Consider the following 21578-nt stretch of genomic DNA (forward strand, 5'->3'; position numbering starts at 1 on the left):
CGGAGAAGGGGTGGCTGAGGGCGCGGTCGTAGGGTGGGCGCGTGCTTACAGCGACCCTGGGGACCCTGGGACCCGTTCTGATCGCCAACAGAGGCGAGATCGCGCGGCGCGTCATCCGCACGGTCCAGCGCCTGGGCCTGCGCGCTGTCGCGGTCTACTCCGAGGCCGACGCCGATCTGCCGTTCGTCACCGAGGCCGACGAGGCGGTGCTGCTCGGCCCCGCCAATCCCGCGCAGTCCTATCTCGACGTGGACAAGGTGCTCGCGGCGGCCCAGCGGACGGGGGCGCGTGCCGTACATCCGGGATATGGCTTTCTCGCGGAGAACGCGGCGTTCGCCCGCGCGGTGACCGAGGCCGGGCTGGTGTGGATCGGACCCGCGCCCGAGGCGATCGAGCGGATGGGCGACAAGATCAACGCGCGCAACCTGATGGAGGCGGCCGGTGTGCCGGTGGCGGCGGGCACCCGCGAGCCGGCCACCGATCTTGAGCTGGCGGTGCTGGCGGCGGCCGAGATCGGCTATCCGGTCATGGTGAAGACGGCCGGTGGCGGTGGCGGCATCGGGATGAGCGTCGCGCACGACGAGAAGGGACTGGCCAAGGCGTTCGAGCAGGCGTCCAGGGCGGCGGCGCGCTTCGCCGGCGCGGCCACGGCCGGTGGCGAGGGCGACGTTCTGGCCGGTCCGGCGATCCTGCTGGAGCGCTACATCGAGCGGGCCCGCCACGTCGAGGTGCAGATCCTCGGCCTGCCCGACGGCCGCGTCGTGGCGCTGGGCGAGCGCGACTGCTCGGTGCAGCGCCGCCACCAGAAGGTCGTGGAGGAGTCCCCGTCGCCGGGCGTCACGCCCGAGTTGCGTGAGCGCATGCTGGCCGCCGCGGTGCGGGCCGGCGAGGCGGTGGGATATCTGGGCGCGGGCACCGTGGAGTGCCTGGTCGACGCCGACAAGCAGGACTTCGTCTTCCTGGAGATGAACACCAGGCTCCAGGTGGAGCATCCGGTCACCGAGCTCGTCACCGGCCTCGACCTGGTGGAGCTCCAGCTACGGGTGGCCGCGGGCGAGAACCCCGAGGTGCGCCCAGAGCCGCGCGGCCACGCGATCGAGTTCCGCGTCTATGCCGAGGATCCCAAGCGCTTTTTCCCCGGACCTGGCAAGATCACGGTCTGGCGGGAGCCGGCCGACGCCCGGGTCGACTCCGGCTACGTGGAAGGCAACACGGTCACCCCGTTCTACGATCCCCTCATGGCCAAGCTGTGCGTGTACGGCGACAGCCGCGCGCAGGCCATCGAGCGGGCCAAGGACGCGGTCGCCGGGTTCGCCGTCGAGGGCCCCAAGAACAACCTGCCGTTCTGCGCGGAACTGCTGGACAACGCGGAGTTCGTCAGCGGGGACTACGACACGGGTCTGGTCGGGCGTATGCGCGCATAGCGCACGTGACATGGTTGGATCGTCAGGAAGAGGGGAGCACCCGTGGCCGAGGTATACGCGGAGATGGTGGCGAACGTCTGGAAGGTCGTCGTCAAGGAGGGCGACACCGTCGAGGACGGCGACACGCTGGTCATTCTCGAGTCGATGAAGATGGAGATCCCCGTCCTCGCCGAGGACTCCGGCGTGGTGGCGCAGCTCAAGGTCGCCGAGGGTGACGTGATCCAGGAAGGCGACCTGATCGCCGTCATCGAGTAGCGCGCTCCATGAACCGTTCGCGGTCGACGACGACTCGCTCGATGGTGCCCTGCCCGACCAGCGTGGTGCGGTCGCGGGCGACGAAGCTGAAGACCAGTCGCCGGCCGTCGACCTCGGTGAGCTCGGTGCTGATCTCGACGTGGGTGCCGACCGGGCTGGCCGCCAGGTGGTCGAGCTGGACGCGGGTCCCGACCGACGTCTCGCCCGCGCCCAGATGCGGGCGTACGGCCTGCAAGGTGGCCATCTCGGCCAGCGCGAGCAGCCGCGGCGTGGCCAGCACCGGCACGTCACCGCTGCCGATCTTGGCGGCCGTGTCCTCACGCTCGACCATGATGAGCAGCTGGGAACGGAGACCGGGAGCGAGCGTCATGGCCTCAGCCTACTGGTGGTGCTGATGGGGCCCAGATCTCCGGGAAACGCGGACAAGGTCCATCAGAAGGCCGCAGGATAGGGTTTGTACGGCTTGTGGCATATGAGTGGCGTGTGGGACGCCAGGGTCATACACTCTCGAAGTTCCGTGACCTCTGTGTTACCCCGCTGCGACACAAGTTCGCTTTGTTGGTGTCTGGGGTTGGAGAGGCAGGGGGTACCGGGGGAGACATGGTCGCGCAAGGGACGACGCTGGCGGGGAGGTATCGCCTCGACACCCGCATCGGCGCCGGTGGCATGGGCGAGGTCTGGCGTGGGGAGGACATCGTCCTCGCGCGGACCGTCGCTGTCAAAGTGCTGCTCCCAGGTCGGATGGACGACCCCGGCTTCGTGGCCCGCTTCCAGGGCGAGGCACGAGCCATGGCCACGATCAACCACCCGGGCGTCGTGGACGTCTACGACTACGGAGTCAGCGGCGACACCGTCTACCTGGTGATGAAGTTCGTCGACGGCGAACCGCTCGACCGCCTGTTGATCCGCCTCGGCCGGATCGCGCCAGAACCGGCGATGGAGCTCATCGCGCAGGCGGCCTCCGCGCTGCAGGCCGTACACGACCAGGGCATCGTGCACCGGGACGTGAAGCCGGGCAACCTGATGGTCCAGCGCGACGGCACGCTCGTGCTCACCGACTTCGGCATCGCCCGCTCCGACCTGGCCAACCGGCTCACCGACGCCGGCATGGTGCTCGGCACCGCCGCCTACTGCGCGCCCGAGCAGGCCGAAGGCGCCCCCGTGACCCCCGCGGTCGACATCTACGCGCTCGGCGTGGTCGCCTACGAATGCCTCGTCGGCCAGCGCCCCTTCGACGGCGACAGCGCGGTCACGATCGCGCTCAAGCACATCAGGGAAGCTCCGCCACCACTGCCCGCCGAGATCCCGCCGGCCGTGCGCGCGCTGGTGGAGAAGGCGCTGTCCAAGGACCCGGCCAGGCGTTTCGCCAGCGCCGCCGAGATGAGCCGCGCCTCCCGCCAGGTCGCCGCCGGCGAGGTGCCCGACGTGGTCACCGGCGCCACGATGGCGCCACCGGTCGAGGCGTACCAGACGGGAGCGGTCCAGGGGCCGCCCGCCGCGCCGTCCGACGACAACACCACCGTCGCCCAGCCGCGCCGGGGCAACCGGCGCGCGTCCAAGGCCCGCCGCAGGGGCGGCCTGGTCGCCGCGATAGCCGTCGCCCTGGTGCTCGGCGTGGGCGCGGGCGCGGTCGCGATCACCGGGATGACCACGGACGGCGACCCCGAGGCGACCACCAGCCCGATCGGCGCCGAGGTGAGCACCACCAAGCCCCCGCCGCCCAAGAACACGAGGATACGGCCACGGCCGACGCCAACCGTCGAGGAGTCCACGCGCCCGCCGGTCCGGCAAGAACCCACTGAGGAGCCGGAGCCGACCAAGACGCCCACGACGACGAAGACGCCCACGACCACGCCGTCGGCCACGAAGGGCACCAAGACGCCGTCGCCCACTCCGGCGATCAAGAAGCCGGTGCCGGGCGTCGTCAACATGAAGTACCCCGATGCCCGCCGGATCATCCTCGCCGCCGGGTTCACCGTCCGCGTGGACGATCAGGAACGCGGCCAGTTCCCCGAGCGCTGCCTGACCGTCGTCGAGCAGAATCCGGGCGCCGGCGCCAAGCTGGAGCTGAAGAAGGCCGTCCTGCTGACGCTGGTCAACACCGAGCTCTGCTCCCCGACGCCGACGCCTTCCGCGACGCCGACGCCGAGCCTCAAGCAGTAGCCGCCTCAGACCCCCGTGGTGTTGCGGGGGTAGGCGATCTGCGGGTCCGTCGCGATGTTCACCATGTACGGCACGCCGGAGTCGAAGGCCCGCCGCAGCGCGGGACCGATCTCCGACGGCCTGGTCACCAGCTCGCCGCCGCCGCCCAGCGCCGTCACCACCTGGTCGTAGCGGGTCTGCGGACGCAGTTCTGCGGCCACGTCGTAGCCGTAGAGCATCTGCATCGGGTGCTTCTCCAGGCCCCAGATGCCGTTGTTGCCGCAGATCATGACGACGGGCAGGCCGTGCCGTACCAGGGAGTCGACGTCCATGAGGGAGAAGCCGGCGGCGCCGTCGCCGAGCAGCAGCACGACCTGCGAGGACGGGCGGGCCAGGCGGGCGGCGATCGAGTAGCCGAGGCCGGTGCCCAGGCAGCCGTACGGGCCGGGGTCGAGCCAGTTGCCCGGCTGCTTCGGCTCCACGTACTTGCCCGCGTAGGAGACGAAGTCGCCGCCGTCGCCGATCACCACGGCGTCGTCGGCCAGGATCTTGGCCAGTTCGCCGTAGATGCGCATGGGGTGGATCGGGTCGGAGCCGGCGGTCAGGAGGTCGGCGTCGGCGGCCACGGCCGCGGCCGCGGTCTCGGCCAGCCTGGCGGTCCAGGGGGCGTAGCGGGCGGGCTTGATGTCGGCTTCGCCGCAGGCCGTACCCAGGCTCCAGAAGACCACCGACAGGTCGCCCGCGGCCGACGCGGCCGGTTGCATGTGTGTGGCGAGTTGCGACGGCGCGTCCACGATGTGCACCACGCGCGCCAGCGAGGTGCCGTTCTTGCCGCCGAACCAGCCGTAGCCCAGGCGGAAGTCGAGCGGGGTGCCGACCACGATGACCAGGTCGGCCTCGCCGAACGCCTGTCCGCGGGCGCGCGTGACCAGCAGTTCGTGGCCGGCGGGCAGAATGCCGCGACCCTGGCCGTTGAGGATCACCGGCAGCTTCCACGACTCGGCGAAGTCGCGGGCCGCCTCCTCGGCGCGGTCCATCCACACGTCGGAGCCGAGCACCAGCACCGGCCGCTCCGCCTCGCCGATCAGCCGGGCGATCGCCGCGACGGCATCCGGATCCGGCTCCAGCGGCGACGGGGTCTGGGTGTCGGCGGCGTGCGCCGGCGAGGGGGAGAACAGGTGGTCCATGGCGAAGTCGATGAACACCGGGCCGCGGTGCGGGGCGATCGCCGTGCGGAAGGCCATCTCGACGTCCTGGCCGATCGAGTCGGGGCCGGTGGCGGTGAAGGCCAGCTTGGTGATCGGTTCGAGCAGCGGAGGATGGTTCAGCTCCTGGAGCGCGCCGCTGCCCCAGCGCGACTGCGGGGCCCGGCCGCCCATCACGACCAGGGGCGAGCCGTTGAAATGCGCGGTGGCGACGCCGCTGACACCGTTGGTGATGCCGGGGCCGGCGGTCAGCACCGCCAGGCCGGGCTTGCGGGTGAGCCTCGCCGTGGCCTCGGCGGCGAAGACGGCGCTCTGCTCGTGGCGTACGTCGAGGATCCGCATGTCCTCGTGCACCGCGCCGTCGTACAACGGAAAGACGTGGCCTCCGGAGAGGGTGAACATGGTCTCGATGCCATAGGCCTTGGACACGGCGACGGCTGCGTCACCGGCATGCTTCGCGGACTCCATGCCGGGAACCTACCAACCAGTCACCTCCTCAAACAGAGGTCATCCACAGCAGATGTCGACCCGGCCGTACTGGGCACGGGCGTCGATCTTGCGGACCGAGGACGGGTCGTGGACCACGTCGACGTCGGGGGTCTCCGCCTGGACGGTGACGTCGTAGGCGCCGTCCTCCACGTTGATCCTGATGTCGCCCTGCGTGCGGACCAGCGCCTTCACGTTCATGGGCCGCTCACGGAAGTTGAGCTCGACCTGCCCCTCGCCGGTCTCGGTGTCGGCCTCCTCGCCGCGCAGGTCGAAGGCGCGGATGTTGCCGGAACCGCTGCGGGCCCACAACTTGCCCACGGTCTGGGTGACGCCGATGTCCCCGGAGACCGTGGTCATGCGGACGTCGCCGTACAGGCTGTCGACCCGGAGGGTGCCGGCCTCCACCGTCGCGTCCAGGTTGGTCTCCGAGGGCACGAAGACCGTGTAGTCGGTGTCGCACGTGAGGCCGCGGTCGTTGTTGATGTTGGGGCAGTCCGCGGCCAGGCGCAGGGTGGTGCCGTTCCAGTCCTCGGAGACGTTCGGCCGCGTCTCCGACCAGCGCAGCCGCTGGTCGAGCTGGATCTCGCCGGCGGCGCCCGGCACGATCGACACGCTCACGTCGCCGCGCGCCTCGATCTGGAGCTTCTTGCCGACGAAGGGGATGGTGCGCGTGCTCTGGTGCGTCGGCGGGCGGGCGCGGGCGAAGCCCGCCCACATCCCGCCGCTGGCCAGGAACAGCGCGAGCACCGTCAGCACGGCGCCGAACGTCAGCCAGACCGCCCTCACGGCACGCTCCTGATCTTGAGGAAGTGCAGGACCGCCAGCACCCGGCGGTGGTCGCCTTCGGCGGGCGAAAGGTCGAGTTTGGTGAAGATGTTGCCGATGTGCTTGCCGACCGCCCCTTCGCTGAGCACGAGCTCCTGCCCGATGCCGGCGTTCGAGCGGCCCTCGGCCATCAGCTTCAGCACCTCCTGCTCGCGCGGGGTGAGCCGGTCGAGCGGGTCGCTGTGCCCGCGCAGGAGAAGCTGGGAGACCACCTCGGGGTCCAGGACCGTGCCGCCGGCCGCCACCCTGCGCAGCGCGTCGATGAACTCGGTCACGTCGGCCACCCGGTCCTTCAACAGGTAACCGACGCTGCCGGTCGCCGAGGAGAGCAGCTGGGCGGCGTAGCGTTCCTCGACATACTGCGAGAGCACCAGCACGGCCAGCTCCGGCTGCTGGCGGCGCAGCACGAGCGCGGCGCGCAGGCCCTCGTCGGTGTGCGTGGGCGGCATCCGGACGTCGGTCAGCACGAGGTCGGGCCGGTGTTCGTCGGCGGCCCGCAGCAGCCCCTCCGCGTCGCCCGAGGTCGCCACCACCTGCATGCCGGAGGCTTCGAGCAGCCGGATGAGCCCCTCCCTGAGCAGGACGGAATCCTCGGCCAGCACTACTCGCACGGTAGCTCCACTTCGATCATCGTCGGCCCGCCGAGCGGGCTTTCCAGGTGCAGCGATCCATCCACCGAGCGGACGCGTTGCGCCAGCCCGCGCAGTCCGGTTCCGCCCTCCATGCTGGCCCCGCCCCGCCCGTCGTCCACGATCGTCAGCGTCAGCCATTGGTCGCGCCGGCGCACCGAGATCTCGGCGGAGCGCGCCTGGGCGTGCTTGGCGATGTTGGTGAGCGCCTCGGAGACCACGAAGAACGCCACCGCCTCGATGGTGGGCGAGACCCGCTGGGCGATGTCGACGCGCAGCCGTACCGGCACCAGGGAGCGGGCGGCGACGCCGGACAGGGCCGCGTCCAGGCCCTGGTCGTTGAGCACAGCGGGGTGCAGACCGCGCACGAAGTCGCGTAGCTCGCGCAGGGCCTGCTTGGCCTCCTCGTGCGCCTGCTCGATGGCTTCCTTGGCGGGCGCCGGCAGGTCGGTGAGCGTGGCGCGGGCCAGGCCCAGGTTCATGGCCAGCGACACCAGCCGTTGCTGGGCGCCGTCGTGCAGGTCCCTCTCGATGCGGCGGCGCTCGGCGTCGGCCGCGTCGATCACGCCCGCCCGGCTCTCCTGGAGGTTCTCGATGCGCTCGCCGAGCTCCGCGTGGCTCGGGCCCAGCAGCGCCCGCGCGATCGAGATCTCCAGTACGGCCATCGCCCGCGCCGCGATCGGAGCCAGCATCAGCATGGCCAGCCCCACGGCCGTGAACAACGACGCCACGACCGGGTTGCGCAGATCGAACTTGAACACCCCCGGCGGCGGCTGCAGTACCGGCTGCAGGAACGCGGTCAGCCCCACCAGCCCGCCGCCCCACAACCCGCAGACCAGCACCACGGCGAACGCGCTCAGCACCGGCGCCAGCAGGTGGAAGCCGATCTGCCGCCACAGCCGCCGGTCGCGCCAGGCCGTGCTGCGCGGCACCGGCGGCAGCACGAACCCCAGGAAGGCGGCCAGGCGCGAACGCTGCACCGCGGTCAGCCCGCGCACGCTGCGCCGCAGCACCGGCGGCAGCACGGCCAGCACGACCGTCAGCACGGCGAGCACCACGGCGATCGGCACACCGGTCACGACATGCGCCGTGTCCAGCCAGGTACGCGCCGACCAGGGGCGGGGGACTTTCATGCTCTCCAACCTATGGACTGGCCGCCGATCCTCGACAGGGGCCTGCTGGGCGAAGTGGGGGTGGTGCTAGCCCCACCCCACGAGCATGCCTTACGCCCGAACCACCGGGCCACGATCCGCATCTCACGAAGGGGGACCGGGACAGGGGAGGAACGATGATGAAGACAGGGATCGCGCTCGCGGCGGCGACCGCGACGCTGGCGTGGGGCGTGCCCGCGCAGGCCGCCTCGCCGGCGCTGCCGAAGGGCTTCCTGCTGACGGAGGCCGCGGCGCGCGGGCCGCACAAGGACGTCGAGCGATGGAAGATCAGCGACGCGCGTACGGCGGGCCTGCTGCTCGACCCGTGCGAGCACCGCTACTGGTCCGGCAAGAAGGCGACCGACCGGGGCCGGATCGCCTCCAGGACGATCGTCAAGACGGTCGAGGTCGAGTCCTGGGGTGAGCAGGTGGCCCTCTACCGCGACGTGAAGGCGGCCAGGACGGTCATGAACGGCCTGCGTGCCGACCTGAAGCGCTGTGCCGTCGGCGGCGACGACTTCCTGAAGTCCACCTACACCAGCCGTCCGCTCAAGGTCGGCGACGAGGGCATCAGGGTGGTCCACAGGGACTACGAGGGGTCCATGCGCTTCGCCGCGGTCAGGAGGGGCGCGGCCGTGCTCATCTACTTCGAGGTCGGCGACTCCGGGCGCGGGCTGCCGGTCAAGGACTTCAGGACGCTGGTGAAGCAGGCCAGGACGATGGCGGCACGGGTGTGCGGACTGCCCGAGGCTCGCTGCCGGAACGCCTGACGGTCACCGAGCGGGTTTGAACGTCTGGCGGAACCTCGCGGGGTCGAAACCGCCTCCCAGCGTGGGACCGAGGGCGGCGTGGGCCAGCGCGGCGAAGTCGGGGTGGCCGGCGGCGTTCGCGGGAAGCGCGCCGGCCAGCGGACGGGCGGCCAGCATCTCCAGGTCGGCCACGTTCAGGCGCTCGGCCAGGTCCGGCTCGTCCGGCCACGACCCGATCACCAGCCCGGCCAGGTCGAGGCCCCGGTGCGCGAGCGCCTCCAGTGTCAGCGCGGTGTGGTTGAGCGTGCCGAGCCCGGGGCCGGCCACGACCAGCACCTGCGCGGTCAGCAAGCGGGCCAGGTCGGCGAGCGTGGTGCCGTCCTCGTCGAAGCGCACCAGCAGGCCGCCCACGCCTTCGACCAGGACAAGCTGGTTCGACTCCGCCAGCTCCCGCACCCGCACCGCCACCTCGGGCAGCGACACCGGCGGCAGGCCGCTCGCGCGGGCCGCGGCCGCGGGCGAGAGCGGGTCCGGGTAGCGGGCGAACTCGAACGTGGTGGTGACCCCGGACAGCCTGATCACCTCGTCGAGATCAGCAGGTTCGCCGGGCCTCGCGCCGGTCTGGGCGGGCTTGACCACGGCCACGTTCGCGCCCCGCCGCCTGGCCAGGGCGGCGACCGCGGCGGTGACGACCGTCATGCCCACTCCGGTGTCGGTCCCCGTGACTACCACGACACTCATGTGGCCCACGATAGCGACCACCTCGCCGGCCCAGGGCGCGGCCGTCACGGTGAGGTGACGGCGCGCCCGAGGGGCGTGGAAGCGACTTGGGGTGCGCGGGTGACGGCGGGGGGCGGGTGGTGCGGCTTGCCGTAAAGGGGAATGGGGGTTTGACGGGTTAAGGGCGGCGCAGGCGGGTGACGAACTTGTAGCGGTCGCCGCGGTAGAGCGATTGTGCCCACTCGACCGGATTGCCGTCGGCGTCGAAGGCGTGGCGGGTCAGCAGGAGCATCGGGAGGCCGACGTCCACGCCGAGGGCCTTCGCGTCGTACGGCGTGGCGAGGACCGTCTCGATGATCTCCTCGGCGTCCGTGAGGCGCACGTTGTAGGCGTTGTGCAGCGTCTCGTAGAGCGAGGAGTGGACCTCCAGCTCGCGGCGCAGCCTGGGGAAGCGGCGGGCCGAGAGGTGGGTGGTGTCGATGGAGACGGGTTCGCCGTTGGCCAGGCGCAGGCGGTGGATGCGCAGCACGCGTCCGCCCGGGTTGATGGCCAGGCGGCGGGCCAGCGGCTCGTCGGCGGTGATGTAGCCGATCTCGAGGATCTTGGTGTCCGGTTCGAGCCCGGCGGTGCGCAGGTCGCCGATGTAGGAGGTCAGCTGCAGCACCTGCGCCACCTTGGGCTGGGCGACGAACGTGCCCTTGCCCTGGATGCGCAGCAGCCTGCCCTCCACCACGAGCTCGGTGAGCGCCTGACGCACCGTCGTGCGCGACGTCTCGAAGCGTACGGCCAGCGTCCGCTCGGGCGGCAGCGCGGTACCCGGCGGCAGGCTCTTGGTCAGTTCGAGCAGGCTGCGTTTGACGTCGTAGTACTTAGGTACGCGAGGGGGGTCCTCAGTCACGCTCTCACCTTCACTTCTGCCACGGCGGTGAGGGCGTGTCTGATCACCGCGAGATCATCGGAACTCAGATTGGCCCGAGCGGTCAACCACAGGCAAGAGTGTCGTGTGGGCACTGGCGGCTGCCGGCGGCATCCGACGCGTACGCCGTGCTCCGCACAGGTGGCGGCGGCCTCCAGTGCGGTCCCCGGCGCCCCTCGGACGACCGGCACGACAGCTCCTGCCGGGACGCCGGTCTCCAGGCCGGACTCGCGGGCCACAGCGGCCGGCTCGCCCGCCTGGACACGCGCGCGTACTGGCAGCTCAGGCTGACTGAGAAGGATATCCACCACGAGGCCTGCGGCGCTCACGCGGGCCTGGGCCGGGGGCGTGTCCGAGGTGAACGACCTCGTTGAGTCGATCAACGTGCTGGTCACCTCCGGGGTCGCTTGCACAGTTCCGGCTGGGGAACTGAGCGATTGGGACAGTGTGACGGTTCTCACAATGTGAGATTCCCGAAAAAACCCATTTGAGTGCACAATCCCCCACCCTTCCCCGCCCCAACGCCCCCACGACCCCCGCCCCCACCACCGCTCGGCCCGCGCCTCGTGCCTGGGCCCGCCCACCGCACCTCGGCCTCAGCCCAGCGCCGCGCGCCTCCGGCCCCGCGCCCCGGAGCCTCCGACCTCCGTTCCGGCAACGCACCCCACGCCTCGTGTCTCCGCCCGCCACCACACCTGCGGCCTCGGGCCTCCGGATGCCGGTGCCCTACGTGCTCGGGTCGGCGTCGTCCGTGTCTGTGCGCCCTCTGGTGTCCGGTCTTCCGGCGTCTCGCATCCCCGCCCGCACAGCCCATGGGCAACCGGGTAGTTGTGCCCGGGATTGGGTCCCGTAGGACGCGAACCGGTTCATGTGGCGGGTGGTCGGTTTGGTTGTTGCGGTGTTAAGCACGCATGATGCACTCGTGCCGACTCTCAGCGACCTCGTCGTCCGCCACACCGCCCTTGACGAGGCTGATCTCGACTGGCTGCACTCGCTGGTCTCCGACTGGCAGCTGCTGGCCGACCTCTCGTTCGCCGATCTCATCCTGTGGACGCCCCTGCTGGAGGAGCGTGGCTGGATCGCGATCGCGCAGATGCGCCCCACCACCGGCCCTACCGTCTACCACGACGACATCGTCGGCAGCGTCGTCGGCCGCGGCGAGCGCCATCTGATCGACACCGCCTGGAACGAGCGCCGCATCTGCCGCGAGGGCGACCCCGACTGGTCGACGGGCGTTCCGGTCCGCGAGGAGACGATTCCGGTACGCCGTACGCTGCCCGACGGCTCCGGCCGCTTCATCGGCGTCATCCAGCGCTCCACGAACCTGTCGTCGGCCCGCACCCCCTCCCGCCTCGAACTCACCTACCTCCAGAGCGCCTCCGACCTGGCCCAGATGGTGGCGGAGGGCCGGTTCCCGTTCTCGGGCGAGGAGCCGATCCTGGTGCGTTCGCCGCGGGTGGGCGACGGCCTGCTCAGGCTGGACCGTGCCGGACGCGTCACCTACGCCTCCCCGAACGCCCTGTCCGCCTACCGCCGCCTGGGCCTGCACGCCGACCTCGTGGGCGCTGAGCTGGGCCGGGTCACCGCGCAGCTCTGCTACTCCGACGAGCCCATCAACGAGGACCTCATGATCGTGGCCAGCGGGCGCGCGGCCAAGGAGACCGAGGTGGAGTCGGGCGGCACGATCGTTCAGCTCCGGGCGATCCCGCTGATCGTGGGCGGCGGCCGTATCGGAGCGCTGGTCCTCATCCGCGACGTCACCGAGCTGCGCCGCCGCGAACGCGAGCTGATGACCAAGGACGCCACCATCCGGGAGATCCACCACCGCGTCAAGAACAACCTCCAGACCGTGGCGGCCCTCCTCCGCCTCCAGGCCAGGCGCCTACGCGTCCCCGAAGGCAGGGAGGCGTTGGAAGAGGCGGTGCGCCGCGTGGGTTCGATCGCGATCGTGCACGAGACGCTCTCGCACGCCCCCGAGGAGTTCGTGGACTTCGACGACATCGCCGACCGTGTGATCGCCATGGCGGGAGAGGTGTCGGCCCCCGAGGCCGCGGTAACCCCCCGCCGGGTGGGCGCGTTCGGCATCCTCCCGTCGCTGATCGCCACCCCGCTGGCCATGGCCCTGACCGAACTCCTCCAGAACGCCCTCCAGCACGGCCGCCCCAAGCGCCTCCAGGTGGTGGTGAAGGCCGAGCCCGAGCGCCTGAACATCCTCGTCTGGGACGACGGCCTGGGCCTGCCCGAGGACTTCGACCTGGAGAACTCCACCAGCCTCGGCCTCCAGATCGTCCGCACCCTGGTGGTCGGGGAACTCTCCGGCAAACTCGCCCTGGCCCCACGCGACGGCGGCGGCACAGAGGCCTCCCTCTCGATCCCCCTCCCCACCGCCCCTCCCGACGCGTCCCGCCCCTAGGCCGCGCGCCGCAAAAGAGCGTTTCGAGGGTACGGCGAGCGTGTTCCTGAGCCGGAGGCAGGGCTGACGGCGCGAGCCCGGTTGGCTGCTTGAGCTTGGATGTCGCGGCGTCACCATGCGTCTCCCGAGCCGAGACGCGTGGCGTTGGCCCGTGCTTCCAGCATCAGGGCGGCGGGACGTCGGTCCCGCTCGCGGCGCGGAGACACGCGGCGACGGCCCCGGCTTCCAGCGCCGGGACAGGCGGGCGGCGGCCAGCGTTGGCCTGCGGTTCCGGTGTTCAGGCGAGTGGTGTTGGCCCGGGTTTCCGGTGTCCTGACGGGCGGGACCTGGTGCCGAGGGCTTGGGCTGGGCCGGTCAGGTGTTGTGGGAGTGGCACGCGGAAGCCGCCACGGCGCGCTCTTGGTCGTCCAAGGGGTCGGACCACTTGGGCGGCCAAGGATGCGCCGTGACGGCGGGTACCACGTCCGACGTGAGAAGCGATCCCCACGATCGGCGCCCGCCAAAGGCGGCGGGTGGTGTCAGGTCGGCTGTGCCGTACCTTATGATGATCTTCAAGGACCTTATGATGATTCAGAGGGCGGCGGCGCGAGTGCGGGCGCGGCGGCGCTTGAGTGCGCGGCGCTCGTCTTCGCTCAGGCCACCCCACACGCCGGCGTCCTGACCGGACTCCAGCGCCCACTTCAGGCACTTCTCGACGGCCGAGCAGGAACGACAGACCTGCTTGGCCTCCTCGATCTGCATGAGCGCGGGGCCGGTGTTGCCGATCGGGAAGAACAGCTCGGGGTCCACGTCACGGCAGGCAGCTCGGTGGCGCCAGTCCATGCGTCACTCCTTAGTGGATGGAGCCGGTGGTTGACTCCGTGCGGCTAGTACTTTGTGAAGAGATTCACTAACTCGCGCGAACCTTTCCCGAATCCTGTGGACCCGGGGATGCCCGCTGAACATCGGCAGACCTCTAAGGGGCTGATTAAAGGTCCTACGTTCCGATGTCATTCACGAGCTTTTCAGCCACGCAGAGTGCACGCAAGAGGGTTGGTGGGAAGTTTTGGCGGAGATGGATGTCGGATGCGTCACACAATGACCGAATGTAACCATCTAGACCAGAACTTGTAACGCGTTCGGTGTAGCCCGGAATGTGATGGATTCTCGCTCGCCGAGGTAGTCACCGTCGAGCTGGAAGGCGACGGGGCGTTCGGCGGTCAGCGTGAACTCGGCCTCGTCGTGCAGCTGAACCAGGTGGCGTCCGGACGGAAGGCGATCACTCTCCGTGAGGATCTTCCGGATCAGCGGCAACATGGTCGGGAGCCCCAGGCGCTGGAGCCCCAGCAGGTCCAGTCCGGTCTCGAAACTCGCCCACGGAGTCGGGGTGACCGGATGCGTGCCCACGTAGGTCCAGGGCGAGGTGTTCGAGATGATCGCCATGAAGATCCCGTGCGCGCTCGGGATGCCGGGCCCGGTGAGCGTCATGGCCGGAGTCCGCTTGTCGGTGGCGACATAGTGGCGTAGCGCGGTGTTCACATAACGTGCCGGAGTGGCCTTTCTGCCGCTCCCGCGCAGCCCCTCGACGGCCCTGATCACCTCGGCGTCATAGCCCATGCCCGAGCAGAAGGTGAAGTACCTGCCCTCATCCTCCCATTGGGCATGTCCCAAACTCACGACCCGCCGCCGGTCCTCCCGCAACGCCTCCAGCACCGCCCCCGTGGCCTCGACGGGGTCGTTGGGCAGGCCGAGCGCACGGGCGAAGACGTTCGCGCTGCCGCCGGGGATGACGATGAGCGCGGGCCGCTCGGTCGCGCTGGTGGCGGGCGTGTTGAGCAGGCCGTTCACCGTTTCGTTGACGGTCCCGTCCCCACCGAGTACGGCTACCGCGTCGAACCCCTTCGCCGTCGCCTTCCCGGCCAGCGCCGCCGCGTGCCCGCGGTAGCCGGTCTCCTCGACGGTCAGATCAACGGCGGCGCCCAGGGCGCGGATGAGGACGTCGCGGGTCCGCGAGTTCGTGGTGGTCGCCTTGGGGTTGACCAGCAACATCGCACGCATGCCTCCACCGTAACCGCTACCCGATCGCCCCACTCCTCCCACACCCACCCAAATCCCCACCCCAAACCAGAACAACCCGCCCACACCGATAGGGCAGGACTCGACCACCGAGACCAGCCACCTGGACTCGACCCCCGGACTGCCGGGACCCGGGAGCGGCGAGGCGAGCTTGGGGTGGCGGCGTGAGCCGGGAGGCAGGCTTGGGGTGGCGGTGTGGCCGGGGGTGGTGGTTTGACCGGGGGTGGCGGCGTGCGCCGGGGCGAGCTCGGGGTGGTGGCGGGAGCTCGGGGCTGGCGCGGCGTCAGCCCGCGCTCTTCCCAGCGCCGAGACGGCGGGGCGTTGGACGGTGGGGCTCGGCGCTCTCGGCAGGCGGCCGACCTGGGGCATGGTGGCTGGTCAACGTGGGCCGTTGCGGCGGGGACCACGTCCGACGTGAGAAGCGATCCCCCCGATCGGCGCCCGCCCACGACGGCGGGTGGGGGTGGGTGGGCTTGCCGTAACAGAGCAATGGGCTTGAGAGCGGCGGCAACAGAGCAATGGGGGTTGAGGGCAGCAGCAACAGAGCAACGGGGGTTGAGGGCAGCAGCAACAGAGCAACGGGGGTTGAGAGCGGCAGCAGCAGAGGGCGCCCATTAGGGTGAGGGGGTGACGCGTCCTGGGACTTTGTTGGTGGCGGCGGTGCTGGTGGCTCTGGAGGGGCTGGTGGCTCTGGGCCTGGGGGTTTACGTCGCCGTCGAGGCCATCGTGGGCAGGCCGGAGAGCATGACGAGCGCCGTCGCGGAGGCCGGGTTCGGGCTACTGGTCGGGGCCGGGCTGCTGTGGGTCGCGTGGGGCGGGTTGTTCAAGGTGGAGCGGTGGGGGAGGGCGCCGAGCGTGCTCACCCAGATCTTCATGATCCCGGTGGCTGTCACGCTGATCCAGGCGGACCGGCCGGCCCTGGGGTTTCCGCTGATGGCGGTCGCCCTGGTCGGCCTCGGCGTACTGCTGGCGCCCCCCACCACGAAGGCGCTCTACGGGGAGGACGGCTAGTCCTCGGCGGTCAGTCCCTCGCGTAGCTGCGCGAGCGTGCGGGCCAGCAGGCGCGATACGTGCATCTGCGAGATCCCGAGCTCGGTGGCGATCTGCGACTGCGTCATGTTCCCGAAGAACCGCAGCAGCAGGATGCGCTTCTCGCGCGGCGGCAGCCGTTCGAGCAGCGGTTTGAGCGATTCGCGGTACTCGACGCCTTCGAGTGACTCGTCCACGATGCCGAGCGAGTCGGACACGGCGGGCGCGTCGTCGTCGCCGGAGTCGGGCGCGTCGAGCGAGACGGTCGAGTAGGCATTGGCCGACTCCAGGCCCTCCAGGACCTCTTCCTCGGTCATCTTGAGGAAGGCGGCCAGTTCGGCCACGGTCGGCGCGCGGCCCTCGCGCTGCGACAGTTCGCTTATCGCCTTCGTCAGCGACAGCTTCAGCTCCTGCAGGCGGCGTGGTACGCGGACCGCCCAGCCCTTGTCGCGGAAGTGACGCTTGATCTCGCCGACGATCGTCGGCGTGGCGTATGTGGAGAACTCCACGCCGCGGGCGAGGTCGAAGCGGTCGATGGACTTGATCAGGCCGATGGTGGCGACCTGGGTGAGGTCGTCCAGCCATTCGCCGCGGTTGCGGAAGCGGCGGGCCAGGTACTCGACAAGGGGAAGGTGAAGCTCGACCAGCTCGTCCCGGATGCGCTGACGGCGCGGCTCGTCGGGACCCAGCTCGGCCAGCTCGGCGAAGAGCATGCGGGCGCGCACCCGGTCGGGGACGGCGTGTTCGCTGGTGGCCATGGCTCCAGTCCTTTCCGTCACGCCGGCCTCGCCGCGCCTCGGCGCTTACGCAGGACGATCGCCATGCGGTCGGGGGAGTCGGTCACGGCGTCCACGTCATCCGCAAGGGCCGTCAGCACCATCCACGCGAAGTCATCGCGTTTGGGCGCGGAGTTGCCGACGGTCGCGACCTCCACGCTGACCTGCATCTCCTGCCCGGTCAGCTCGAACTCGGCCGTCAGGTCGGTGCCTGGCACCGCCTCGGTCAGCAGCATGGCGCACGCCTCGTCGACGGCGATCCGCAGATCTTCGATCTCGTCGAGCGTGAAGTCCAGCCGCGCGGCCAGCCCGGCGGTTGCCGTACGCAGCACGGACAGGTAGGCGCTCGCTGCGGGGAGCCTGATGCTCACCACGTCGCGGATGCCCGCCACGCCCTCGGCGCGCGTCTCGGTTTCCTCGGTCACGTTCCTCCCTCGGGTCAGCGACCCCGTACGGTTTCGACGCTGACTGCAACTTACCGCCCCGGAGAGGTGCTTGGCGGATTCAGACTCGCCAACGAACGAAAAGGCTCTGCGTGGCTGGTACCACACAGAGCCTTATCTCCCGATTTATGCGGCCTTAGTCGCCCAGAAGATCTTGGAGATTTCGTCGATCTTGCCGAGAAGGTCGTCCGCCTTGGCCACGTCTACCGTGCCCTTGCCGCCCGCCGCGCCGGCCAGCTTCGTGGCCTCCCAGAACAGCTGGTGCAGTTGCGGGTACTGCTCCAGGTGCGGGGGCTTGAAGTAGTCGGTCCAGAGCACCCACAGGTGGTGCTTGACGAGCTCGCTGCGCTCCTCCTTGATCGTGAGGGCGCGCGAGCGGAAGACCGGGTCCTCGTTGCCGGCGTACTTCTCCATGATCGCCTTGACCGACTCCGCCTCGATCCGGGCCTGAGCGGGGTCGTAGACGCCGCAGGGCAGGTCGCAGTGAGCGGAAGCGACATGCTTGGGTCGTAGCAGTCGTGCGAGCATCAGAAAGTCCTTCCTTGATGCTGAGTCAGCTTGGTCCGGTTACCGACCTTACTCGGCTGCAAACGCCCATGGATGAGGGGGTCACAGCACATGAGAGTGCGTGTCGAAGGGGACTCCATGCGGCCCGCGCTCCGTCCGGGCGACTGGCTGCTGGTACGGCGGGGCGCCACGGTCCACCCGGGAGACCTGGTCGTCGCCCGCCTGCCCGGCGATCCCGCGCGCCTCATCGTCAAGCGGGCCCAGTGGCACGGCGAGGAGGGATGGTGGCTGGAGAGCGACAACCAGCGCGCCTCAGGCAGGCGCGACAGCTGGGACTTCGGCCCGGTCGACGACATCGTGGGCCGTGTCGTGCTGCGCTACTGGCCGTTGCTCAGGTTGCCCAGCCATTTGTCACGCAACCGCGCGTAGGTTCCGTCTTTTCTGGCACGTTCCAGGACCGTGTCCACCGTGCGGAGCAGCTCGGTGTTTCCCTTGCGTACGGCGATGCCGTACTCCTCACCGGTCTCCAGGCTCTCCAGCAGCTTCAGCTCCTTGCCGAGCTTGAGCTTGGTCAGCCAGAGCGCGATCACCGGCCGGTCCTGGATCAGCGCGTCCACGTGCCCGGCCTGCAGCCCGATCAGCTGCTGCAGCGAGTCGTCGTACTCGACGACGGTCAGGCCCTTCTCCCGCGCGTAGTCGGCGCCCGTGGTGCCGGTCTGGACGCCGACCTTGATCTTGGCGCCGGTCAGCTTCTTCAGCTTGCTGTCCCTGCGCACCAGGACGGCCTGCGAGGCCTCGAAGTAGGGCGTGGAGAAGTCGAGGTTCCTCTTGCGTTCCGCGGTGATCGTGATTCCGGCGGCGGCCAGGGCGCAGGTGCCGTCGTTGAGCGCGCTGCCGTTCTGGATGCTGTCGAACTCGACGCTGACGACCTTGAGCGGCCGGCGCAGTTCCTGGGCCACCAGGGAGACCAGGTCCACGTCGAAGCCGACGATGACGCCCTCCTGCTCGAACTCGAACGGCTCGTAGGGCGTGTTGGTGCACATGGTGAGGGCGCCGGAGGGATCGCCGTGCCGTACGCGCTCGGTTCCGCAGGCGGCGAGCGCGAGCAGCGCGAGCCCGGCCGAGATCACCGCGCGACGCCTCACGCGGGCCGGGGAGCCCGCGTGAGACGTCCTGCCGCGTGCGGTGCTCATCAGCCCTCGGGGTGCAGGACGCGCCGCAGGAACGCCCTGGTCCGCTCGTGCTGCGGGTCGCCGATGAGCTGGGCGGGGGTGCCCTCCTCGACGATCACGCCGCCGTCCATGAACACGACCCGGTCGGCCACCTCGCGGGCGAAGCCCATCTCGTGGGTGACCACCATCATCGTCATGCCCTCCTCGGCCAGCTTGCGCATGACCGTGAGCACGTCGCCGACGAGTTCGGGGTCGAGGGCGCTGGTGGGCTCGTCGAACAGCATCAGGTCGGGGTTCATCGCCAGCGCCCTGGCGATGGCCACGCGCTGCTGCTGGCCGCCGGAGAGCTGGGCCGGGTAGGCGGCGCACTTGGCGCCCACGCCGACCTTGTCCAGGTTCTCCCTGGCGATGATCTCCGCTTCCTTCTTGCTGCGCTTGAGCACCCGCTGCTGGGAGATCATGACGTTCTGCAGGGCCGTCATGTGCGGGAACAGGTTGAACTGCTGGAAGACCATGCCGATGCGGCGGCGTACGGCGTCGATGTCCACGTCGGGGTCGGTCAGCTCGACGCCCTCCACGTACACCGTGCCCTTGGACGGCTGCTCCAGCAGGTTCACGCAGCGGAGCAGCGTGGACTTGCCGGAACCCGACGGCCCGATGACGCAGACGACCTGGCCGGGATCGACGGTGAAGTCGATGCCCTTGAGCACGTGGTTGTCGCCGAAGCTCTTGTGCAGGTCTCTGACGTCGATGGCGTGTGGCGTCGTCATCGCTTCTCCAGCCTGCGCGCGAGGTAGCCGAGCGGGATCGTGACCAGGAGGTAGGTGATGCCCGCCACCATGATCGGAGTGGCGTTGGAGTGTTCCGATGCCAGGTCGTTGCCGAACTTGGCCAGCTCCACGTACTGGCTGGACACCCCCAGGAACAACACCAGCGAGGAGTCCTTCAGCAGCATCACGAACTGGTTGGTCGTCGGCGGGATGACGATCCTGACGGCCTGCGGGACGACCACGGTGAACAGCGCCCTGGACGCCGACATGCCGAGGGACCTGGCCGCCTCGGTCTGGCCCTTGGGCACCGCCTGCAGTCCCGCGCGGAAGACCTCGGCCTGGTAGGCCGCGCCGATCACGCCGAGGCCGAGGAAGACCTGGCCGTAGATGTCGCCGGGCACCACGAAGCCGGGCAGCGCCACCGGGAGGAAGGTGATCATGATGAAGATCAGGACCGCGGGCAGGCCGCGGAAGATCTCGATGTAGATCGTCGCGATCCACCGGTAGACGGCCACCTGGGACATGCGCATGAGCGCGAACAGGAGCCCGAAGAAGAACGCGAGGATGAAACCGCCCACGGTGTAGATGACCGTGTTCTTCAACGCGATCGTAAACAGCTCGGGCAGTGTCTCCTGGGCGACCTCGGGCTTGGCGAAGTTCTGGGCCAGGTTCGGCCAGTCCACATAGAGGACCAGCGCGATGGCGGCGAGCGCCAGCACGACGTACTGGACGATCCGCGTGACCCGCTGCTTCTGGCGAGGGCTGAACCGGGCCCGGCCCGGTTCAGCCGCCGTGGACGGCTTCATCAGCCCAGCTCACCAGGCTTCTTGTCGAACCACTTCACGAAGATCTGCTCGTACGTGCCGTCCTTCTGGGCGGCTTCGATGGACTCGTTGATGGCCTTGAGCAGGACCGGGTCGGCGTTCTTCTTGAGGCCGATGCCGTACTGCTCGCCGGTGTCGAGGCTGGCGATCACCTCGAACTTGGCGGCCACGTCCGGCTTCTTCAGCCAGGTGAGGACGACGGGCAGGTCCTGGACGATGACGTCGGCCTGGCCGGACTGCAGCGCGAGCAGTTCCTTGGCCGAGTCGGCGTACTCGACCGGGTCGAAGCCCTTGCCCTTCACGAACTCCAGGCCGGTGGTGCTGGCCTGCGCGCCGAGCTTGAGCCCCTTGGCCTTGACGTCTTCCAGGGACGTGGCGCCGGTGCCCTTCTTGGCCAGCAGGGCCTGGGTGGCGTCGAAGTACGGCACGGAGAAGTCGATGTTCTTCTTGCGCTCGTCCGTGATCGTCATGCCCGCGGCGGCGACGTCGCACTTGCCGGAGGCCATGGCCGCGCCGCTCTTGATCTGGGCGAAGTCGATGTCGACGATCTCCTGGGTCACGCCGAGCTTCTTGGCGGCCAGGTCGACGATGTCGACGTCGAACCCCACGACCTTGTCGCCTTCCTTGAACTGGAAAGGTTCATAGGGAATGTTCGTGCATGTCGTGAGTTTGCCGGGTTTCACCAGCTTGGCGCCGCCCGCGGCGGTGCCGCCCGTCGGCTGCGCGGTGTCGGTGCCCGCCTGCTGGCCGCCGCAGGCGGACAGCGTCAGGGCGGCGGTGATAGCGAGCGTGCCTACGGCGTAGCCACGGCGTCGCGAGGACCAGAGGGCCATGTTCGGCCTCCTCATGAGGTATGCCACGAAAGTTAGGTTTTGTGAAGTTTAGATGGCGGTTAGTAGCAGTCCGTGCGTTCTGATTTAACGATGCGTCAACAGAACGGCGTCAGCTCCGACACCTGATCTATCTCACCATGTGGCACAATCATGAAACGGGTGACCCCCGTACCCCTCACGAGACGACCCATCGACGAGGGGAACCTGGCAGCTACCGAAGCCAGGCCTCCTTGTGGCGTCTGTCCTTCCGT

Annotated in this window: 23 protein-coding genes; 7 read left to right on the forward strand and 16 right to left on the reverse strand. The window is 69.6% G+C overall.

The window, feature by feature from the left end; all coding sequences use genetic code 11:
• Positions 1-41 precede the first annotated feature (41 nt).
• Both ACFWY5_RS48295 and ACFWY5_RS48300 read left to right on the forward strand, forming a co-directional pair.
• Entirely contained in the window at positions 42-1424 is a 1383-nt protein-coding gene (locus ACFWY5_RS48295; RefSeq protein ID WP_379638939.1) for an acetyl/propionyl/methylcrotonyl-CoA carboxylase subunit alpha, read from the forward strand.
• A 42-nt stretch (positions 1425-1466) separates the two neighbouring features.
• A complete protein-coding gene (locus ACFWY5_RS48300) occupies positions 1467-1679 on the forward strand; it encodes a biotin/lipoyl-binding carrier protein (RefSeq protein ID WP_379612226.1) in 213 nt (70 codons plus the stop codon).
• Here the strand turns inward: ACFWY5_RS48300 and ACFWY5_RS48305 are convergent.
• The gene (locus tag ACFWY5_RS48305; RefSeq protein ID WP_379638940.1) at positions 1669-2049 is read right to left on the reverse strand and encodes a thioesterase family protein; all 381 of its coding nucleotides are present in this window, start codon (positions 2047-2049) and stop codon (positions 1669-1671) included. The two genes, ACFWY5_RS48300 and ACFWY5_RS48305, sit on opposite strands and share 11 nt — an antisense overlap.
• A 230-nt stretch (positions 2050-2279) precedes the next feature.
• Between ACFWY5_RS48305 and ACFWY5_RS48310 the strand changes: the two genes are divergently transcribed.
• On the forward strand, positions 2280-3842 hold the full coding sequence (locus ACFWY5_RS48310) for a protein kinase (RefSeq protein ID WP_379638941.1): 1563 nt from the start codon (positions 2280-2282) through the stop codon (positions 3840-3842).
• A 5-nt stretch (positions 3843-3847) separates the two neighbouring features.
• Here the strand turns inward: ACFWY5_RS48310 and ACFWY5_RS48315 are convergent, their stop codons facing one another.
• From ACFWY5_RS48315 to ACFWY5_RS48330, 4 genes are read right to left on the reverse strand one after another with little or no spacing between them, the layout of a single operon-like run.
• Entirely contained in the window at positions 3848-5494 is a 1647-nt protein-coding gene (locus tag ACFWY5_RS48315; protein WP_379612222.1) for an acetolactate synthase, read from the reverse strand.
• Positions 5495-5533: 39 nt separating this feature from the next.
• Positions 5534-6301, reverse strand: a complete 768-nt coding sequence (locus ACFWY5_RS48320; RefSeq protein WP_379612221.1) for a DUF4097 family beta strand repeat-containing protein — start codon at positions 6299-6301, stop codon at positions 5534-5536.
• Complete coding sequence (locus tag ACFWY5_RS48325) at positions 6298-6951, reverse strand: response regulator (RefSeq protein ID WP_379612220.1); 654 nt, start codon at positions 6949-6951, stop codon at positions 6298-6300. The genes ACFWY5_RS48320 and ACFWY5_RS48325 overlap by 4 nt, the downstream gene beginning before the upstream one ends.
• The gene (locus ACFWY5_RS48330; protein WP_379612219.1) at positions 6942-8102 is read right to left on the reverse strand and encodes a histidine kinase; all 1161 of its coding nucleotides are present in this window, start codon (positions 8100-8102) and stop codon (positions 6942-6944) included. Before ACFWY5_RS48330 ends, ACFWY5_RS48325 begins: the two co-directional genes overlap by 10 nt.
• 155 nt (positions 8103-8257) lie before the next feature.
• Here ACFWY5_RS48330 and ACFWY5_RS48335 point away from each other — a divergent pair, with 155 nt between their 5' ends.
• Positions 8258-8890, forward strand: a complete 633-nt coding sequence (locus tag ACFWY5_RS48335) for a hypothetical protein (RefSeq protein ID WP_379638942.1) — start codon at positions 8258-8260, stop codon at positions 8888-8890.
• Between the two features lie 3 nt (positions 8891-8893).
• Here the strand turns inward: ACFWY5_RS48335 and bioD are convergent, their stop codons facing one another.
• The gene (bioD, locus tag ACFWY5_RS48340) at positions 8894-9610 is read right to left on the reverse strand and encodes a dethiobiotin synthase (RefSeq protein WP_379612217.1); all 717 of its coding nucleotides are present in this window, start codon (positions 9608-9610) and stop codon (positions 8894-8896) included.
• Positions 9611-9767: 157 nt separating this feature from the next.
• Entirely contained in the window at positions 9768-10487 is a 720-nt protein-coding gene (locus ACFWY5_RS48345) for a GntR family transcriptional regulator (RefSeq protein ID WP_184972473.1), read from the reverse strand.
• A gap of 940 nt (positions 10488-11427) precedes the next feature.
• On the opposite strand from ACFWY5_RS48345, the gene ACFWY5_RS48350 reads away from it, so the two are divergent.
• Positions 11428-12918 (forward strand): histidine kinase N-terminal domain-containing protein, encoded by a 1491-nt coding sequence (locus ACFWY5_RS48350; protein WP_379612216.1) that lies wholly within the window; start codon positions 11428-11430, stop codon positions 12916-12918.
• Positions 12919-13488: 570 nt separating this feature from the next.
• On the opposite strand, the gene ACFWY5_RS48355 is transcribed toward ACFWY5_RS48350, so the two are convergent.
• Both ACFWY5_RS48355 and ACFWY5_RS48360 read right to left on the reverse strand, forming a co-directional pair.
• Positions 13489-13740 (reverse strand): WhiB family transcriptional regulator, encoded by a 252-nt coding sequence (locus tag ACFWY5_RS48355; protein ID WP_184972476.1) that lies wholly within the window; start codon positions 13738-13740, stop codon positions 13489-13491.
• Between the two features lie 273 nt (positions 13741-14013).
• Complete coding sequence (locus ACFWY5_RS48360; protein ID WP_379612215.1) at positions 14014-14955, reverse strand: diacylglycerol/lipid kinase family protein; 942 nt, start codon at positions 14953-14955, stop codon at positions 14014-14016.
• Between the two features lie 645 nt (positions 14956-15600).
• On the opposite strand from ACFWY5_RS48360, the gene ACFWY5_RS48365 reads away from it, so the two are divergent.
• Positions 15601-15984 carry a hypothetical protein gene (locus ACFWY5_RS48365; RefSeq protein WP_379612214.1) on the forward strand — a complete coding sequence of 128 codons (384 nt, stop codon included), beginning with the start codon at positions 15601-15603 and terminating at the stop codon, positions 15982-15984.
• Here the strand turns inward: ACFWY5_RS48365 and ACFWY5_RS48370 are convergent.
• The 3 genes from ACFWY5_RS48370 to sodN all read right to left on the reverse strand — a co-directional run bounded on the left by ACFWY5_RS48370 (position 15981) and on the right by sodN (position 17749).
• Positions 15981-16760, reverse strand: coding sequence for an RNA polymerase sigma factor SigF (locus ACFWY5_RS48370; protein WP_379612213.1), 780 nt, complete (start codon positions 16758-16760; stop codon positions 15981-15983). The genes ACFWY5_RS48365 and ACFWY5_RS48370 overlap by 4 nt on opposite strands.
• Positions 16761-16777: 17 nt before the next feature.
• A complete protein-coding gene (locus tag ACFWY5_RS48375; protein ID WP_184972484.1) occupies positions 16778-17203 on the reverse strand; it encodes an anti-sigma factor in 426 nt (141 codons plus the stop codon).
• 144 nt (positions 17204-17347) lie between these two features.
• Positions 17348-17749 (reverse strand): superoxide dismutase, Ni, encoded by a 402-nt coding sequence (gene sodN / locus ACFWY5_RS48380; RefSeq protein WP_221341572.1) that lies wholly within the window; start codon positions 17747-17749, stop codon positions 17348-17350.
• A 72-nt stretch (positions 17750-17821) separates the two neighbouring features.
• Here sodN and ACFWY5_RS48385 point away from each other — a divergent pair, with 72 nt between their 5' ends.
• Positions 17822-18157, forward strand: coding sequence for a S24 family peptidase (locus ACFWY5_RS48385; RefSeq protein ID WP_379612212.1), 336 nt, complete (start codon positions 17822-17824; stop codon positions 18155-18157).
• On the opposite strand, the gene ACFWY5_RS48390 is transcribed toward ACFWY5_RS48385, so the two are convergent.
• The 4 genes from ACFWY5_RS48390 to ACFWY5_RS48405 are packed head-to-tail and all read right to left on the reverse strand — an operon-like array spanning position 18106 to position 21327.
• The gene (locus tag ACFWY5_RS48390) at positions 18106-18873 is read right to left on the reverse strand and encodes an ABC transporter substrate-binding protein (RefSeq protein ID WP_379638943.1); all 768 of its coding nucleotides are present in this window, start codon (positions 18871-18873) and stop codon (positions 18106-18108) included. The genes ACFWY5_RS48385 and ACFWY5_RS48390 overlap by 52 nt on opposite strands.
• A 47-nt stretch (positions 18874-18920) precedes the next feature.
• On the reverse strand, positions 18921-19670 hold the full coding sequence (locus ACFWY5_RS48395; RefSeq protein WP_379612209.1) for an amino acid ABC transporter ATP-binding protein: 750 nt from the start codon (positions 19668-19670) through the stop codon (positions 18921-18923).
• Positions 19667-20476: an amino acid ABC transporter permease gene (locus ACFWY5_RS48400; RefSeq protein WP_379612208.1), complete on the reverse strand. Its 810-nt coding sequence runs from the start codon at positions 20474-20476 to the stop codon at positions 19667-19669. Before ACFWY5_RS48400 ends, ACFWY5_RS48395 begins: the two co-directional genes overlap by 4 nt.
• Positions 20476-21327 (reverse strand): ABC transporter substrate-binding protein, encoded by an 852-nt coding sequence (locus tag ACFWY5_RS48405; protein ID WP_379612207.1) that lies wholly within the window; start codon positions 21325-21327, stop codon positions 20476-20478. The genes ACFWY5_RS48400 and ACFWY5_RS48405 overlap by 1 nt, the downstream gene beginning before the upstream one ends.
• Positions 21328-21578: the final 251 nt, after the last annotated feature.

This window comes from Nonomuraea sp. NPDC059007, from assembly GCF_042740555.1.
Classification (GTDB): Bacteria; Actinomycetota; Actinomycetes; order Streptosporangiales; family Streptosporangiaceae; genus Nonomuraea.

Excerpts from the sequence above, each read along its gene's own strand:
- ACFWY5_RS48305 (WP_379638940.1), bottom strand. The coding sequence starts at position 2,049 with ATGACGCTCGCTCCCGGTCTCCGTTCCCAGCTGCTCATCATGGTCGAG.
- ACFWY5_RS48310 (WP_379638941.1), top strand. The coding sequence starts at position 2,280 with ATGGTCGCGCAAGGGACGACGCTGGCGGGGAGGTATCGCCTCGACACC.
- ACFWY5_RS48315 (WP_379612222.1), bottom strand. The coding sequence starts at position 5,494 with ATGGAGTCCGCGAAGCATGCCGGTGACGCAGCCGTCGCCGTGTCCAAG.
- ACFWY5_RS48330 (WP_379612219.1), bottom strand. The coding sequence starts at position 8,102 with ATGAAAGTCCCCCGCCCCTGGTCGGCGCGTACCTGGCTGGACACGGCG.
- ACFWY5_RS48335 (WP_379638942.1), top strand. The coding sequence starts at position 8,258 with ATGATGAAGACAGGGATCGCGCTCGCGGCGGCGACCGCGACGCTGGCG.
- bioD (WP_379612217.1), bottom strand. The coding sequence starts at position 9,610 with ATGAGTGTCGTGGTAGTCACGGGGACCGACACCGGAGTGGGCATGACG.
- ACFWY5_RS48355 (WP_184972476.1), bottom strand. The coding sequence starts at position 13,740 with ATGGACTGGCGCCACCGAGCTGCCTGCCGTGACGTGGACCCCGAGCTG.
- ACFWY5_RS48360 (WP_379612215.1), bottom strand. The coding sequence starts at position 14,955 with ATGCGTGCGATGTTGCTGGTCAACCCCAAGGCGACCACCACGAACTCG.
- ACFWY5_RS48370 (WP_379612213.1), bottom strand. The coding sequence starts at position 16,760 with ATGGCCACCAGCGAACACGCCGTCCCCGACCGGGTGCGCGCCCGCATG.
- sodN (WP_221341572.1), bottom strand. The coding sequence starts at position 17,749 with ATGCTCGCACGACTGCTACGACCCAAGCATGTCGCTTCCGCTCACTGC.
- ACFWY5_RS48385 (WP_379612212.1), top strand. The coding sequence starts at position 17,822 with ATGAGGGGGTCACAGCACATGAGAGTGCGTGTCGAAGGGGACTCCATG.
- ACFWY5_RS48395 (WP_379612209.1), bottom strand. The coding sequence starts at position 19,670 with ATGACGACGCCACACGCCATCGACGTCAGAGACCTGCACAAGAGCTTC.
- ACFWY5_RS48400 (WP_379612208.1), bottom strand. The coding sequence starts at position 20,476 with ATGAAGCCGTCCACGGCGGCTGAACCGGGCCGGGCCCGGTTCAGCCCT.
- ACFWY5_RS48405 (WP_379612207.1), bottom strand. The coding sequence starts at position 21,327 with ATGGCCCTCTGGTCCTCGCGACGCCGTGGCTACGCCGTAGGCACGCTC.